This is a genomic window from Shewanella sp. 0m-8 (genome assembly GCF_052977265.1).
Genome location: NZ_JBRIMB010000037.1, coordinates 17,130 through 33,120, shown reverse-complemented (window position 1 = coordinate 33,120; position 15,991 = coordinate 17,130). Strand labels below are relative to the sequence as shown.

Genomic DNA, 15,991 nt, shown 5'->3' with positions numbered 1-15,991 from the left:
AACAAAGTTCGTTAGACCTAGCCTAACGTCAAGGCGAAACCTGATCTGTGACACCTCCCCATATCCCATCACTTTGATTCGCATTCCCCTGTGCTACGGAGTACTCTTCTCTCCATCTATCTATTTGTTTTATAGTTCTATTCAATCGCCAAGGATGTTGTATGGCCCAGTTTGATAAGTATGTTGCTATCGTTGTCGATCCTAATTCTCCCGAGAGTATTACCAATGCATTAGCCGAGTATCGTCAGCGTCTAGCAGACGGTTCGGCGTTTCGCTTAACCATGAACCTGTTGCTCAATGTGCAATTTGTTAAGTCTGATGGCAGTACTCTGAGCTTGGACGATGCTGGCGATAACCGTGCTTTGGTTGAGCGGGCCATTAATACTTGCCGCTTTGACGAGAAGCTGAGTTATATCTCCGAGCCAGTTTTGTTTGGCGCAGCACTGAACTTCCCTGAGTTAATGCCTGCGGTGGCTGAAACGGTTACAGCTTTGGTTGAGTTTTCTCGTAGCCGCAATGATTCTAACGATCTTTGGATAGATGATTACCACGCATTCGGTATCGAAGCCTTGTATATGCTGATTGCAACCGAGGTTAGTTATAGCCCGATGCTCGCTCGTTTCCTGGTACCTTACTGGGATACGCAAACCATGGCGGCGCCGCTGTACTTACTTGCTGGTTTAGTTGCTAAGCATGGCTGGACGCAAGACCTGATCAAGGCTTATGTCTGGTGCGATAGTGCTGAGGTACGCCGTTATTTTTATGCAGAGACGTCGTCTGAAGAAGCGGATGCGGTGCAACCAGACTTATTGTCGCACCTGCAATCCAATCCTGACGATTATCGCTATTTTAAAAACGAGCTTTTAGCGCGACTGCAAACCAGTCCTATTTTAGCGCTTGCGGACGCAACGAACTCACTGACGCAGATGCTGTTTGAGTATTACGACAGCATGGGCGCTTGGCCTGTGGGATGCGATCGCTGGCAGCTTGAAGACGAGGCTGAATTCTCAAAAGAGGAATGGCAAGACAAGGTTAAACAACAGCTTATTTGTGGCGCTAAGGTTGAAGATGAGATTATCGCCTTAGCGGCAAGCCTTACAGAAACCCGCAGCGAATCGGATTTTTTTGCTATAGCCGAAGCGCAGCGCAATGGCGTTGATAACGTTTATCAAGCTTGGATGCAGCCCGCTGAGGCTGAGCAAGAGATTGATACTGCAGCAGAGCCAGAAGTTGAAGCAATCGAGTGGGATGAAGCAACTGGGCGTAGATTCTTTACCTGCTTGAACCCAAGAACAGATTTAATCAGCCAAAATCGACTTGAACGTCTCAGTGATGAGCTTGGCTATCGTGACGGCCAAGAAATCATTGAAGCCTTACCTTATATGCCGTTGCATCTGGGGAGTAGTACTTATCTTGCGCTACGGTTGCTTAATAACCCCAGTCTTGCCGAGCGTACAGCAATTGAGCAATGGCTTGAGCAGCACTTAAGTAAGCTACTCACTGACTTTGTCCTTAAGTATTGCGAAGTACCAGAAGAGGCTCGCGAGGCACTGCATCAGTGGCTTTGCTGTGCTGAGTTTGAAGCAGTTTCTGGAGCTGACTCTCAAGCTGACAATACAGAGAGTATTGACGCAGAAATGATCGAGATTGTGCGCGCAGGTATGGCAAAAGATGGGGGTAAGTCAGGGCCTGAAATCAGCGCTAAACAAGCGGCTTATTGGACCCTGTTTACCCATGATGCGGGTCAGCGCTGCATGTTAACCACCTTGTTTTTACAAAGCGCAAGTAAGCAAAATCAGGCTGAAACGAGTCAGCTCGATCCCTCTAGTCAGGTTGTACTGTTAGCTAAAAGGCATTGGCAACTCTGGCTGTCGCTAGCGCCCCAGCGAGTGATAAATCGCATTGTGAAGTTTAAGGCCGATTATTCGCTTTACGCGGCGATTGATGCTCAAGATGCCGAGGCCGGTTTATTCGATTTATTGCAGCAACACGGTGTAACAGATGCCATGCTTGAAGCCTTTACTTTAATGGTAGATCAACAAGTCGCTGACTATCGTCCTGCCGATCCCCGCTTTGCCCTGCGTTATGCTAGCAAGGTAGCGCAATATGCAGAGTTAGAACCAGCTGATACCTCTATGATAGGGCGTCAGCAGTGGCTGCAATTCGAGGCCTTATTGCAGCAGCTTGAGTACTGCCGTGAAGATCAAGTGCTGGAGTTTTTACAGCATATTAATGCTATCAACCCAGATATGCCGCTGCCGATAGTCCCCATGTTTGAGACCGCCTTGCTCAATACCTTAAAAGAGGATTTCGATGACGCGAGTGCGCAAACTCTGTATGACAAACTGATGGCCTATCTTGCCAGCGGTGAGGGATTAGAGACGTTGAGCCCAGAGGCGTTAAAAATGCCAAAACTGCAGGGCTGGAACCCATACCCAATGCACCGCAGTAAACTCGGGCCGGCTGATTTTATCTGGATGCTACCAAGCGAAATGGCGCAGCGCCTAGCGCTGTTTTTAGCGCAACTAGGTAAGCGTGGCTTACATTGGCTAGGAAGGAGTTCAGTAGAGAGCGCCTATGTTGCCTGTCTTATTCAACGTGGTGAGCTGCAAATGGCAGAGCGCTGGAGCCATTGTGAAGTTGGCAATGAGCGTCACCGAGACAGTGAGATGGGCGATGCGCTCGATATCGCCAAACAAAGCTGGGCACTCAACTGGCTTGATAACGCCGGCGTACCAGAGGCATCTTTGGTGTATTTCGCCGTGCATGAAGGCTATGAGCAACAGGCGTTTGTATGCAGATTAGCGGCAGAAAACCGCTTGCCGGATATGCAGAATTGGTTGACGGCTAATGAGCGGGGACAATTACTTGCGATGCTGCAAGGGGCTGGAACATTGCCACAGGCCACCACAGAAGGTTTTTTGCAAGATTGCTCCAGCGCTGTGAAGCAGTTGGCTAATAAGCTGTTTGGTAACCGAACTTAACAGCAATAGAACTGGGTGGCTGTGTTGCTGCCACCCTTACTCCTTTTTGCAAAGTAAAAGTGCAAGTTTAAAGTGCAAGCTCAAAGTACAAGCTCAAAATAGAAAACATTTTTCAAAGTAGAAGCTCATTACTCATTACTCATTGCTCATAACGGTTTTACACGTCGTATCTAAGCCAATTAGTCTAGATTCCAATTCTTAAAAATAGCCCCTTAAAAATAGCCCCTTAAAAATAGTCCCTTAAAACACGTTTTAAAGCCCTTTACCCTGGACTTGGGCGCTAGAGGGAGATCCGTTTATCATTTTGCTGCAATACACCAACATCAACCTACTCCCTTTATGATTATAACTGCGCTAGGCCTTATACCGCCTAAGCTTGCGAGACGTCCTTATTAATCGCTGCTTGGTTTTTAATTGCTGCTTTGTAACTTTTTTGCGCTTTAAGAAACGTTTAACGTGCATTTTTATATCTAAAAACATCTCTCTGGCTGTATTTATCTTTCTGTTTTTTAACGTAAATGTTGTTTTCACATCTAATCGCTTCTAATGCTTTTTTTAGTGTGCTGTAGCTCAGGTTTTTACTGTTTTTTATATGGAAAATAGACATCGCTCAGTTGTTTAGCTCAATCGGTGAACGGTTAGTTTTTAAAAAAGTGTGCTTATAAAAGCATGCAAAAACAGTGATAAAAAATAAAATAATGATAAGTAGGAGTGAATGATGAGACGGTGGAAACACAAGGTAGCATTAAGCATGCTGTTTTGTTTTGGTGCCATTGCCAATGCGAACGCTGCTGGAAAATATGACAGTATTCCCCAAATGGGTAAAACCGCTAAAGGGGCAATAGCTGAATACAACGGTATGCAACAAGTCAACGGCGTAAAAACGCTGCAAGACTATATTGTTCAAGAAGAAGAGTTATTTGATTATCTATTCGAAAACCACCCAGTATTCAAATATCAGCAAGCCGGTAATTTAATTGGTGATTACCATATTAGTGACCGTGGTGAAGAGTATTTAGATACAGGTAAGAGCCCAGATTATAGTGAACGTGTTGGCGCGCCTCGCGCAGTTCAATACCGTCTAGGTGCTAAATCAATTCTAGATTATCCAAACAACTTCGTTGGCCCTGAAAAGTGTGCTGAATGTCATGCGACTCAATATGAGAAGTGGCAGCGTTCGCGTCATGCTAAAACAATTCGTTTCCCTGGTGAACACCCAGAAGTGGATAACGATATTGAAAAAACCATGTACAACACTAAAGATACCTCAATCTTACCAGACGGTATTACCCCTGACATGATCTATGCAACTGTTGGTACACCTCGTACCAAATACGGTTTCATCGATGCGTGGCTTGTACGTGGTACTTACCACATCAGAGACGGTTTATTACGTGACGGTACCGGTAAAATGGTAGCGGGTGCTAACCAGTTCTCTCGTGGTTGGGCTGAATGGTTAACGCCTGAAATGTCAAAGAAAATTAACGATGTTATTCCTGAGTTCCCAACAACCCTTGAAGGTTTTGGTGGTTCAGGTTCGCACCAGCAAGGTATGAGCTCATACGGTGCTAAGTACGAAAAAGAGATGTTGTTCCAACCAGCAAGTTCTTACTGTGAAGTGTGCCATACGTTTAAGTTTGACTTCCAAAACAAGCAAGAGTTCTTCGATGCATTAGGCGATCCTAAGAAGCTTCAAGAGCACACGATTTCTCGTGGTATCGCTTGTGAAGAGTGTCATGGCGCGGGTGGTCACTTAGATGGTGGTACTGGCGGTATGCAGTCTAACTGTGAACGTTGTCACCAGCGTTTCCAGTATGACCCTACTCTTGCTGACACGCCTCAAGCACAAGAAAAGCGTGAGTACGCTTTCGGTGTGAAGATGAAGTCACTCTGTCCATCATGTGGTACTGAAGGTTCTCAGATGTATAACTCTGAGCACTACGAGAAGGGCATGCGCTGTACGACTTGTCACGATCCGCACGAAGTGACTGATGGTTCTTGGCAGTCTGGTTTCACTACACCAAAGCTGAAGAAAGACTGTAAAGACTGTCACGAAGCGCAGACTTTGATTGCTGAAAACTCAGATACACACAATAAGCAAACATGTCAAAGCTGTCACATGCCTAACATGGGTAGCTGTGAAAACTTCAAGGCACTGCAGTTCCCTGACCAAGCTGGTTTCGACGCAGTACGTAAGTCTCATATGTGGAAGATTCAAGTCGACCCAACGATGAAGACGCTAAACCCACCTGAAGGTGAGCCACGTACTCAAGGTCCTAAAGCGGGTAAAGGTTGGACTGTTGCTAAGAACGAAGAAGGCCGCTCATACCTAGACTTAATGTGGTCTTGTGCTCGTACCTCTATCTCTGACCACGACGTGGTAGAGAACAAGGGTTGTCACAGCCAGTTCCAGTCTGAGCTTGAAACAGGCTTACATTACGAAGACCAGTTAGAGATCTACGGTGAAGTAATGAAGATGCAAACACCTGTTAAAGAAGTGTTCGCGAAAGTTGAGCAAGCTCTTGTACGCATCGACCAGCTATTAGAAGTCACTAAGTTGTCTACTGAAGACAAGACTCAAGTGCTAATGCTAGCTGAGAAGGCTGCAGAGACTGTTGATCTAATCAAGAAAGACGGTTCTTGGGGGGTGCATGGCTTCCGTTATAGCCAGAAGCGTCTAGATGCTGCACTTACTTATGTTACACAAGCGCAAAACATCTTAGATGGAACAGGTTACGCAGCTAAATAAGCCGCCTAACTCGTTAACCGCCTCGGCATGCATTGCAGCGTAATAATTGCCGAGGCAATAAAGAGAAAGATTATGAAAAAAGCACTGGGTCAAATTCTGGTAAGCCTCACGTTAATTGCAAGTTCAGCTAGCTGTTTCGCTGGTGGTGGTTCTGCGATGGCACCTGCTCATCGTTACGAACACCAGCTCAACACCATCAGCATGATGGAAGCTGAGACCTTAATCGGTAAGGAAGGTGTTTACTTTTTCGATGTGAATACGCTTGAACTTTGGGCTGAAGGGTTCATTCCAGGTGCTATTTACTTCAACGTTAAAGATTGGAAAAAATTACTGCCAGCTAAGAAAGATGCAGTGATGGTGTTTTATTGCGCTAACCGCCTATGTAATGCCAGCGAGATAGCGGCACATGAGGCGATGAAGATGGGCTACAGCAATGTTTTACAGATGCCAGATGGAATTTATGGATGGCGACTTTCAAATAGAGTCACAGAAAAGCCATAACAGCAGGATGTTGGGTAACAGAAGTTAAACGCAACTAGTTTATTTAAAGAGATGATTATTATGAAAAAATTCACAAAAACTACCCTAGCTGTTGTGACAGGTTTGACCCTGTTTATGTCTGCAAATTCAATGGCTAATACTGAGCTGACATCTGATGTTGAAAAAGAGTCTTACAGTATCGGTGCTTCTTTAGGTAAATATATCTCTGGCCAAATTTACAGCCAAACAGAGCTGGGTGCTGAAGTGGATGTCGACCTCGTCATTGAAGGCGTTGTTGATGCGCTGAAAAATAACCCACAGTTTTCAGATGAAGAAATCCTGACTTTCCTAAATCAGCGCGCAGAGACGCTCAATACCGCACGTGAAGCCGCTGAAGCAAAGCTTGCACTCGCTAACGTGACAGCAGGCAATGAATACCTGGCTGACAATAAAAACAAAAATGGCGTAACAGAGACGGCTTCAGGTCTGCAATATGAAGTCATTAGTGAGGGAGAAGGCCGTAAGCCAAACCCACAAGATGTCGTCACAGTGCACTACAAAGGTTTCTTAATCGATGGCACTGAGTTTGATGACTCTCACAAGCGTAACGAGCCAAATCGCTTTGCACTAATGAGCGTGATTGACGGCTGGCAAGAAGGGATCCCGTTAATGAATGAAGGGTCGACGTATAAGTTTGCTATTCCTGCAGCACTAGCCTATGGCGACAAGCAAGTTGGCATTATCCCACCGCAATCGACATTGGTGTTTGAAGTCGAGCTGGTGAAAGTTGAAGCACCTGGTGATAACGCACACGGCATGGGGCTCAGTGGTATGGGCATGGGTGGCATGATGGGCGGCGGTCACTAGTTTTAGTTGATGGCGTTATTGCCAAGGTTTTAAGTTTATTGTTTTAGTTAGTTTGGTTTGTAGAGAGTCACTATGAATAGTTTAGCTATCGGCATTACTGTCACTTTATGTGCAGTTATCACTTTAATTTGGCGTCATCATCACTCTTGTCAAAAGCAAGGTGTTACGCCGATAGCTAACTCTTTTAATGATGATAGCAGCAATAAAGAGGGGGATTTTAAGGTTGCGACTGGGATGGTTGTTGTACTTGTCAGTGTGACCTTACTTATGTACTCACAATTAGGCCATTTCAATGATTGGAATAAAGGAGTGGTAGACGAAAATATTGATTACCTGATCACCGCAGAAATCAATAAAAATGCAAAAAAAGTCAATGAGCAACCTAGTAATGAAATTGCATTATTAAATCTGGCTCAATCCTACGTTGATGGCGGCCTGTATAGCGAGTCGGTGCAAACTTTCGATGAGCTACTGAAACTCACGGGTGATGATGCAGGTATTTTAGGGATGAAAGCCAATGCCATGTATTACCGCGATAACCGTGAAATGAGTCTAGACATTGATTTGGTTATCGCCAGAGCCTTAGTGCTCGACGAATATGAGCCTCAATCTCGCCTGTTACTTGCGACCCACGCTTACCTTAATGGTCAGTACGACAAAGCCATCGAGCAATGGCTGACTCTACTTAAAAGCGATAAGCAAAACGTTAACCGAGCCTCAATTAATAATGCAATTTTAAGAGCAGAGCAAAAAATAGCTAATCGTTCAGTGGCTGCATCTGAGTAAAGTCACGTAAAACCTAATAAGTATAAATATATCAGCAAAATAGCTGATAGCTGGAGGATGCTGTGAGTGAAAATATAGAGAGACGGAGGTTCCTTAAGTGCTTAGGAGCCAGCTCTTTGATAATAGCGCCCTTAGGGTGTAGCTCTGTCAAAGAGGGTGAGTCAGATGCAAGCAAGCCCCATTATGCGATGGTGTTTGATCAAAATAAATGTACCGGCTGCGGCGAGTGCAAAGAGGCCTGTAATCTAGCCAATAACTTACCAGCAGGTAAGTCTAGATTGTTGTTAGAACAGCACTCTGGTGGATTAGAGGGACAGCCTTGCCCACATTGCGGCAAAACAACCGAATGTGGCTGTGAGCGTAAGTTTGTACGCGTCTCTTGTCAGCAGTGTAAGAATGCCCCTTGTGTGACCGTTTGCCCAACTGGCGCAGCGCACCGAGATGAGAAAACCGGCATTGTCACTATGGACGCGTCTAAGTGCGCAGGTTGTAAGTACTGCATTGCAGCTTGCCCATATGATGCGCGCTTTATTAATAAAGAAACCGATGTCGCTGATAACTGTGACTTCTGCCTTAATAGCAAACTTGCCATTGGTGAGCTACCTGCTTGTGTGCAGAAATGCCGTTATGATGCACTGATTTTTGGTGATATCAACGATCCGACATCCTATATCAGCAAGCTTTTAAGAGTAAAAGATTCTGTGCGAATTAAGCCAGGATTTGGAACTGAGCCAAGCTTGCGTTACATCCCTATTGTAAAGCTAGGAGTATAGATATGGACGGTAATATTGAGTTTACAATGGGGTTATCTGAGGGCCTAGCATGGCCCTGGCCTATTGCTGTGTACTTGTTTTTTGCAGGGATCTCCGGTGGTGCGCTAGCCACTGCATTATTCCTGCGATTCTACAAAAAGCAGACAACCAACACGCCATTTTATAAAGCGGCAGCATTAATCTCATTTGTGACGATTAGCTTAGGTATGTTATGTCTGGTTTTAGACTTAACTAACCCACTATTCTTCTGGCGAATTCTGGTTTTCTATAACCTAAATTCAGTCATGTCGATTGGTGTTATCGCACTATCGGTGTATATCCCGTTAGTGGCTTTGATTGCACTATTTGCCTTTGAAGAAGAGATCCGCTCAGTACCCGCACTTAAGGTACTAGTACCTGTGGTTGAAAAGCTAAAAGGCATTCGCCGCCCATGTGAAGTCACCGTATTAGTATTGGCACTTGCTGTCTGTGCTTATACTGGTTTCCTTATCTCGGCACTGGTTCGTTTTCCTATCATCAACACCTCTGTTTTACCAGCACTCTTTATTGCCTCTGGTATTTCAGCGGGCGCAGCAGCAGCCAAAATGCTTGCCGTGTCGATGTTTAAAGAAGACTTACACAGCCAAGATATGAAAGTGCTTCATGGTGCTGAGTGGCCAATCATGATTGCTGAAATGCTATTTATCTTCATGATCGTGACTTCACTTATGACGGGTAATGCTGGGGCACAAAGTGCATTTGAAGCGTTCCATACCGGTGAATGGGCAGCGGTGTTCTGGTTTGGTGTGGTTGGCCTAGGTTTTGGTGGCCCGCTATTACTTAACTTTGCTACTGGTAAGTCGTTTAGTCATTCGGCTAAAGCGTTCTATTTATCGGGTGTGTGCGCCGTTGCTGGCATGATGTGTCTGCGTATGTTCATCCTATATGCTGGTCAAACCTTTGCTATCTAGCCATAAGGCAAGCTAGTTAAGTGAGTTGTTCGCTCCTAATGCTTCGTCCCTGCAAGGTGAGTGTTAGGAGTTGAGCAACAATTGGTTCAACACTCACATCTTGTTACCTCATCTGTAAAAACAAGCGGTGAGTTTTCCTATCTTTCTGTTGTAGTTGGAAGTCGAATGAAAAAATTGATGTTCATCTTGATGTTAGTCCCATTTATGTTTGCTTGTAGTCAAGGTGATGCCGCTGTGCAGTCGACACAAGCTGAACCGATTCATGATCACGACCGTTGCCACTTGTGCGGCATGATGATCACTAAATACCCAGGGCCTAAAGGGCAGTTGAGATTAAAGAATGAATCCATAGTGCCAAAGTTTTGCTCGACACGAGACATGTTTAATTTTGCGCTACAACCAGAGAATAAGCGCCAGATCACCCAGCTAAAAGTGCATGATATGGCGCAGACTGATTGGCAGCAACCTGATGATCAGAGCTTTATTGATGCGACCTCTGCTTGGTATGTTTATGGCACTAGTAAACAAGCGGTGATGGGGCCTGCTGTTGCCTCATTTTCGAGTAAAGAAAGTGCAACCCAGTTTGCCCAAGAATTTGGTGGCGCGGTACTGACTTATGAGCAGATCACGATTGAACTGCTCGCTGGCGAGTAAGTGAGTCATTTAAGGCTTAGCTAATGCTCGCTGGCTAATACGAGCCACCTTCTTAATATTGGCGTTAGAATTTGCTGGAACGGTATCTTATGAGTCGCTCACCTTTACGAAAAGTGCTGGCGCAGAACGTCAGCATATTACGTTGGCTGCTAGTGGTATATGCAACCTTCTATGCCACTGGCTGTAATGGCGCCCATTTAGCCGTATCTAACAGCCAGGAGCTACAGCTGGCGTTAACTCATGCTAAGGCTGGCGACAGAATTGTTCTCGATGCTGGGCGTTATCAAGGCCCACTAAAAATCCATCAATCGATTATATTATCAAGCCTTGGCGACAGCATTATTGATGCTAATAGCGTGGGCAGCGCAATAACGGTGTTTGCTGCTAATGTTGAGATCTCAGGGCTGAGAATTGAAAACTGGGGCAATGATCATTATGAGCGCGATGCCGGTATTTTAGTTGAGCCAGGCAGTGATGGCGTAAAAATCCATAACAACAGTTTGCAAGGTAACGGTTTTGGTATTCGCGCCGATGAGCTAAACGATATCAAAATCCACGATAACGTGATTGTGGGTAACAACACCTTATATACCTTGGACCGCGGTGATGGCATTCATTTGCAGCACGTTGTTGGCGCCGAGATCTGGGGCAATACTATCTCGCAGGTCAGAGACGGGGTTTACCTTGAATCTGGCAGTAAAAGTAGAGTGTACGCTAATCGATTATTTGACCAGCAGTACGGTATTCATTACATGTACACCCAAGACGATGAAGCCTTTAATAACCAGAGCTATCAGGTCGATGGTGGTTATGCCTTGATGGACTCGAAACGCATTCACCTCCACCGTAATCAGGTATGGGAGGCCATCGATTTCGGTATTTTGCTGAACATGACCAAAGACTCGCTGGTGGAATTTAATCGAGTCGAACAGATCGTTAACCGCAGTGAAAACCAAGTACAAGGCCAAGAGGGTAAAGGCATATTCGTTTACGGTGCTCGAGATAACACCATTATCCATAACCACTTTGCTCATAATGATATTGGCTTTTATATGGCCATGGGAGGAGAGGGGAATCACATTTATGGCAACCAGTTTATTGATAACTTTTCTCAGGTTAAGTATGTCGGTGATGCATTATTGGAGTGGAGCCATGCTGGCCGAGGGAACTACTGGAGTGGATACCTCGGCTGGGATCACAATTTAGATGGTGTGGGCAATACGGCCTATCAGCCCAATGATAAGATTGATAAATTATTCTGGCTTTATCCTGAAGCTAACTTCTTGATGGGTAGCCCAATTGTTGTCGTACTGCGCTGGGTTCAACGTCAGTTTGAGATCACAGCCCCTAGCGGGATTGTCGACAGTTACCCGTTATTAGAGATGAACCCAGCTTTTAGTTTTTAGGCGGACGAGATGATGTTTTTAGTCAGCAAATAACCGCCTTTCGGAGAATCGATGAACCCTGCTTTAGCGGTATCAGCTAACCATATTCGACACCAGTTTGCCGATTTTACTGCAGTTAATGATGTGAGTTTTACGGTTGAACGCGGCCAAACTATGGCGTTACTTGGCCATAATGGCGCGGGTAAATCGACTCTGATTAAAATCCTCCTAGGCTTGATAAAACCCACTGCGGGTAATGTCTGTATTCTTGGGCAAGATCTGTCGTGTCTAACGCGCAGTGCAGACTTAAAAATTGGATATTTACCTGAAAGTGTGAGCTTTTATGACAAATTAACGGGTAAAGAAATTTTAAGTTACTTTGCCGCTTTAAAGGGCGTCGGCCAGGCGCGAGTCAGCCAGTTGCTTGAAGAGTTTGGCTTAGAATATGCCCAAAATAGAGCGTTAAAAACCTACTCTAAAGGCATGAAGCAGCGCCTGGGTTTTGCTCAAGCTATTTTGAGTGAACCTGAGTTGTTGCTACTTGATGAGCCAACGGTTGGGCTCGATCCTGTGGCCTCTAAATTTTTGTACGGCAAAATTGATGAGCTTAAATTGCAAGGCTGCGGGGTGATTGTGTGCACCCATGAACTATCACTAATTGAGCATAATATCGATATCGCGCTTATCTTAGCCAAAGGGCAGGCGCTGGCATCGGGCAGCGTAGCGCAGTTAAGCCAGGCTAGCGGTCTTAAAACTCGACTGACCTCGCCCCAGCTTGCAAGTGTCATCTGCGGGCAACCGAAATTAGCTGCACTTTATGCTGACAATGCCTTGCTGTTAGATGAGCAGTCTAAGACTGAGGTATTGCAGTTATTAACATCTGAGTGCCAGGTGTTTGATTTTAGTCTTAAAGAGCCTGCATTAGCTGATATCTATCATTTTTATATGGGTCAATGCTCTCAAGTTGCAGGGGTAAATTAAGGTTATGCTGACATCTCCTGTGTGTGTTATTGCTAAAAAAGAGATCCAAGATAGCCTACGTAATCGCTGGGTGTTGTTTATCTCATTAATATTTTTAATCTTATCGTTGAGCGTAACCTTTGCGGGCAGCGCCGTAGCCGGGCATCTGGCTTTGCCTCAATTGGATGCGTTGATATCAAGCCTGTCGACGATTTCGGTGTTTATCATTCCGCTCGCGGCGATGCTGGTGAGTTACGATGCGTTTGTGGGGGAGGATGAATCCGGTACTTTATTGCTGTTATTGTCTTACCCAATCACTCGTTTACAAATTTTAATGGGCAAGCTGTTAGGCCATAGCCTGATTATGAGTGTCACCATTGGCAGCGCTTTTAGTTTGACCGCATTATTATTGCTTGTATGTGGTGATTATGAGGTTGCTAAGACCTTAACTCAGTTTGGCCAATTTATAGTGAGCAGCATTTTGCTCGCCATCGCTTTTATTTTATTGGGTTATATCGTCAGTCTTAAATCAACAGAGAAAGCTAAAGCCGTTGCCAGTATTTTATTCGTTTGGTTTGTGTTCGTTCTCATTTATGACTTACTGTTATTAACAATATTAGTTGCAGATCTCGCCTTTTTTAATCAGTATATAATCAACCTCTTAATTGCACTTAATCCAACCGATCTCTATCGAGCGATAAATTTAATCGGTACAGATGTTAGCGGTGGAAGTTTAGCGATGATCTCTTCTGTTACATTGGGAAAGTTGGCGCTTTATGGCGTGATGTTGTTGTGGGTTGCAATATTAGTGTTTATCGCTAATCAATTATTTAAACGCCGAGCTTTATAATGTAAAAGTGGGTTTTAGTAGTTTAAATAAATTAAGTGGTAAAGATGTGTCCTCGATATTACAGAACTGATATTCGATGATTGATATTCGATGATTGATATTGAAGGCTTGATAATAAAGCTATGTTGAATAAAGCGTTTAAAGTGATTCAGCACAATTTAAATGTCTTCAACCGTTAAAATGTTAGATATGTGAGCATTAACACCCTGTTCTTCGATGGCTGATTTGATTTCAGGGTAAAGTCACGTTTTTAAAACCATTTTTTAGTAAACTTGCATTAAGTCGTATTAATGTTCGAGTTGCAGTGAATTGATTTGTAGAGGTTTCGGGTGCTAAAAGTTACTCCATATTTGGAGCTGGATGAAGAGGCTAAACAATTAGTCGATCATGCAAATAATAAAACCATAACTCTGACTGTATCGGAGTCGGCGGTTTTGCATCAATTAATACTCTCAATGAGTTCGGTATGCACTAAAGAAGATCTATTAGCGGCTGGTTGGCCCGATCGGGTTGTGGCTGCAACCTCGCTAACTCAATGCGTTAGTACCCTCAGAAAGAAGCTAGAAGCTTATCCCGAAGTCATGTTGCGCACCATAGCTGGCCGCGGGTATCAGCTTAATGTCTCAACACGTTCTCACATCAAAATGCTGGCAGTGAATGACCCAGAATCGGTGCGCGCTGCCATTGTTGATGTGTCATTATTGGTCAAAATAAGCGGTATTATTATTGTCGCGCTGATCGCTTTGTCTGTTTGGTACTTCAGTGATTATCACGGCGTAGTAAAAGCTAAGAACAGTTGGGATGCAGAGAAAAATATTCAGTTAAATATTGGTGGCGTTAAGCAAGATGTTGCGCTTATCCATAAAGATAATGTCGCTCATCTGCACCCCTCTATGTGGCAAAAACATCTGGCCCCGGAATCGAACCACTTAAGTGATATCAGCAAGTTTAAAGGTTACGCTGTCACCGATGGTAACTACTATTCGATGGCGGCATGCCCCGAGGCAGATACCTATGGCTGTTCGGGTAAAGGTTTAATTAATATTACCGCGATTGACTTAACGCCAGCGGGTTTGAATATGAAAACCTTTACCGAGTTAACTCATATGATGGAACAGCGCATTCGTTATAATCGCGTCATCATCCCTCATGATGAGCCCGGCACCAGTGGCTTTATTGAGCATCATTATCACGCAGATGTGTATTTTCCTGTTCAAGGTAATATGTTGGTGCGCTCAGACATCAGTCTGTCACTTATCTATGATGATGAAAACACAGGTAAGTTTTATTCTGCGGCGTGCGTAACCGATGAAGAGTGTAAGACCACTCCGATAAAATATAAGATCAAAGGTGATTTTACTCAGTATCAGGAAAAAATTAATGACTTAGATGTGGATGTATTCCATGTCAAAGTGTCGCAAAAAGAGCTAATCAAGCCGGATCAAGTCAGCCCATCAGCGATGCACTTTTATCGTGAGATCCGTAAGCACGAGATCATCGATAGTGACCTGTATTTCTACCGCATATACAAAGATGCAGACACCGCTGTGTGGATAGTGCCTATTTTAGGTAACTTGGTCGCCTGGTTTGAATATGACAAGGTGAAGCTTTAATAGCTGTTAAAAGCAGGTCCTAGGATTAAGAGAAGGTTCTAGGAAAAGCAGGTTAGAGCTAAGACGGTATAAGCTAAGACGGAAAACAAAAGATAACGGTGTGCCTTCTTTTGATTGTATAGCAGGACGTAGTCCGCTCTAGCCGCGCAGCGTTCTAGGTTCTAGGAAGAGTAGGTTCTAGCAAAAGCTAACAAGCGGAAAAGGCGGTGCTTTTGTCTTTTGCTGTTCCTAGTAGGGCGTAGCCCGTCCTCGCAGCGAAGCGCCCTAGGATCTAGCCCCTTCTTTTTACCCTGTTTTGCCTTTTTTTGTATTGTTTGACCGAGTGCTAAACTCAGTACTTCCGCTTCTAGTCACTCCTTTACTCATCACTCTCTCCACTGATCGCAGATATTTCTGTTAGATCCTTCACAGATCTTAATGCTGCTTCAAGTATTATCGAAACGTTTCGATTATGCTCGCTGCATTGCTATCGAAACGTTTCGATGTTGTCGCCATAATCATTTAGGTTGATAGATGAACAAGCACGCTTTGCTCAATGCAGATATGAATTACCTTGCAGCCACGCTGGGGCATACCGATGAAGTGACTATTTGTGATGCCGGACTACCGATCCCAGCGGCAGTACAGCGCATAGATCTGGCTTTGACTCATGGGGTACCTAGCTTTATTGCCACCGTTAAGGTCTGGCTAGCGAGCTCGCAAATCGAGGGTGTGGTATTAGCGCAAGAGTTTGCCGATGTCAGCCCCGAGTGCCATCAAGCACTATTGGCTGAGATTGAGCTTGAGCAGCAAGCAACAGGGCGTGTTTTTTCGATTGAGTACATTAGCCATGAAGCGTTTAAGCAACGAACTCAACATAGTCGTGCGGTGATCCGCACCGGTGAGTGCACGCCTTATGCCAATGTGATTTTTAAAACTGGTGTTGTATTTTAAGCTTACC

The 15,991-nt window shown here is 44.6% G+C and carries 13 protein-coding genes; all 13 read left to right on the top strand.

Translation table 11 applies throughout. The features are described from left to right. Window positions 1–161 precede the first annotated feature (161 nt). Window positions 162–2,984 carry a hypothetical protein gene (locus ACVBIO_RS15830; protein WP_447172961.1) on the top strand — a complete coding sequence of 941 codons (2,823 nt, stop codon included), beginning with the start codon at window positions 162–164 and terminating at the stop codon, window positions 2,982–2,984. Between the two features lie 718 nt (window positions 2,985–3,702). Then, window positions 3,703–5,733, top strand: coding sequence for a multiheme c-type cytochrome (locus ACVBIO_RS15825; protein WP_447160860.1), 2,031 nt, complete (start codon window positions 3,703–3,705; stop codon window positions 5,731–5,733). Between the two features lie 72 nt (window positions 5,734–5,805). Beyond that, window positions 5,806–6,234 carry a rhodanese-like domain-containing protein gene (locus tag ACVBIO_RS15820; protein WP_447160861.1) on the top strand — a complete coding sequence of 143 codons (429 nt, stop codon included), beginning with the start codon at window positions 5,806–5,808 and terminating at the stop codon, window positions 6,232–6,234. Window positions 6,235–6,294: 60 nt separating this feature from the next. Beyond that, window positions 6,295–7,080, top strand: a complete 786-nt coding sequence (locus ACVBIO_RS15815; protein ID WP_447172960.1) for an FKBP-type peptidyl-prolyl cis-trans isomerase — start codon at window positions 6,295–6,297, stop codon at window positions 7,078–7,080. A gap of 72 nt (window positions 7,081–7,152) precedes the next feature. Then, the gene (locus ACVBIO_RS15810) at window positions 7,153–7,866 is read left to right on the top strand and encodes a tetratricopeptide repeat protein (protein WP_447172959.1); all 714 of its coding nucleotides are present in this window, start codon (window positions 7,153–7,155) and stop codon (window positions 7,864–7,866) included. Window positions 7,867–7,928: 62 nt separating this feature from the next. Then, entirely contained in the window at window positions 7,929–8,639 is a 711-nt protein-coding gene (locus tag ACVBIO_RS15805; protein ID WP_447160864.1) for a 4Fe-4S dicluster domain-containing protein, read from the top strand. Window positions 8,640–8,641: 2 nt separating this feature from the next. After that, window positions 8,642–9,589, top strand: a complete 948-nt coding sequence (gene nrfD / locus ACVBIO_RS15800; protein ID WP_447160865.1) for an NrfD/PsrC family molybdoenzyme membrane anchor subunit — start codon at window positions 8,642–8,644, stop codon at window positions 9,587–9,589. 189 nt (window positions 9,590–9,778) lie between these two features. Next, window positions 9,779–10,243 (top strand): nitrous oxide reductase accessory protein NosL, encoded by a 465-nt coding sequence (locus tag ACVBIO_RS15795; RefSeq protein WP_447160885.1) that lies wholly within the window; start codon window positions 9,779–9,781, stop codon window positions 10,241–10,243. A gap of 89 nt (window positions 10,244–10,332) precedes the next feature. Then, a complete protein-coding gene (gene nosD, locus ACVBIO_RS15790) occupies window positions 10,333–11,649 on the top strand; it encodes a nitrous oxide reductase family maturation protein NosD (RefSeq protein ID WP_447172958.1) in 1,317 nt (438 codons plus the stop codon). A gap of 51 nt (window positions 11,650–11,700) precedes the next feature. After that, window positions 11,701–12,609 (top strand): ABC transporter ATP-binding protein, encoded by a 909-nt coding sequence (locus ACVBIO_RS15785; protein WP_447172957.1) that lies wholly within the window; start codon window positions 11,701–11,703, stop codon window positions 12,607–12,609. Window positions 12,610–12,613: 4 nt separating this feature from the next. Then, window positions 12,614–13,438 (top strand): ABC transporter permease, encoded by an 825-nt coding sequence (locus tag ACVBIO_RS15780; protein WP_447172956.1) that lies wholly within the window; start codon window positions 12,614–12,616, stop codon window positions 13,436–13,438. Window positions 13,439–13,767: 329 nt separating this feature from the next. After that, complete coding sequence (locus tag ACVBIO_RS15775; RefSeq protein ID WP_447160869.1) at window positions 13,768–15,051, top strand: winged helix-turn-helix domain-containing protein; 1,284 nt, start codon at window positions 13,768–13,770, stop codon at window positions 15,049–15,051. Window positions 15,052–15,564: 513 nt separating this feature from the next. Beyond that, window positions 15,565–15,984, top strand: a complete 420-nt coding sequence (gene rbsD / locus ACVBIO_RS15770) for a D-ribose pyranase (protein ID WP_447160870.1) — start codon at window positions 15,565–15,567, stop codon at window positions 15,982–15,984. Window positions 15,985–15,991: the final 7 nt, after the last annotated feature.

Excerpts from the sequence above, each read along its gene's own strand:
- nosD (WP_447172958.1), top strand. The coding sequence starts at position 10,333 with ATGAGTCGCTCACCTTTACGAAAAGTGCTGGCGCAGAACGTCAGCATA.
- ACVBIO_RS15830 (WP_447172961.1), top strand. The coding sequence starts at position 162 with ATGGCCCAGTTTGATAAGTATGTTGCTATCGTTGTCGATCCTAATTCT.
- ACVBIO_RS15820 (WP_447160861.1), top strand. The coding sequence starts at position 5,806 with ATGAAAAAAGCACTGGGTCAAATTCTGGTAAGCCTCACGTTAATTGCA.
- rbsD (WP_447160870.1), top strand. The coding sequence starts at position 15,565 with ATGAACAAGCACGCTTTGCTCAATGCAGATATGAATTACCTTGCAGCC.
- ACVBIO_RS15785 (WP_447172957.1), top strand. The coding sequence starts at position 11,701 with ATGAACCCTGCTTTAGCGGTATCAGCTAACCATATTCGACACCAGTTT.
- nrfD (WP_447160865.1), top strand. The coding sequence starts at position 8,642 with ATGGACGGTAATATTGAGTTTACAATGGGGTTATCTGAGGGCCTAGCA.
- ACVBIO_RS15810 (WP_447172959.1), top strand. The coding sequence starts at position 7,153 with ATGAATAGTTTAGCTATCGGCATTACTGTCACTTTATGTGCAGTTATC.
- ACVBIO_RS15780 (WP_447172956.1), top strand. The coding sequence starts at position 12,614 with ATGCTGACATCTCCTGTGTGTGTTATTGCTAAAAAAGAGATCCAAGAT.
- ACVBIO_RS15795 (WP_447160885.1), top strand. The coding sequence starts at position 9,779 with ATGTTAGTCCCATTTATGTTTGCTTGTAGTCAAGGTGATGCCGCTGTG.
- ACVBIO_RS15815 (WP_447172960.1), top strand. The coding sequence starts at position 6,295 with ATGAAAAAATTCACAAAAACTACCCTAGCTGTTGTGACAGGTTTGACC.
- ACVBIO_RS15825 (WP_447160860.1), top strand. The coding sequence starts at position 3,703 with ATGAGACGGTGGAAACACAAGGTAGCATTAAGCATGCTGTTTTGTTTT.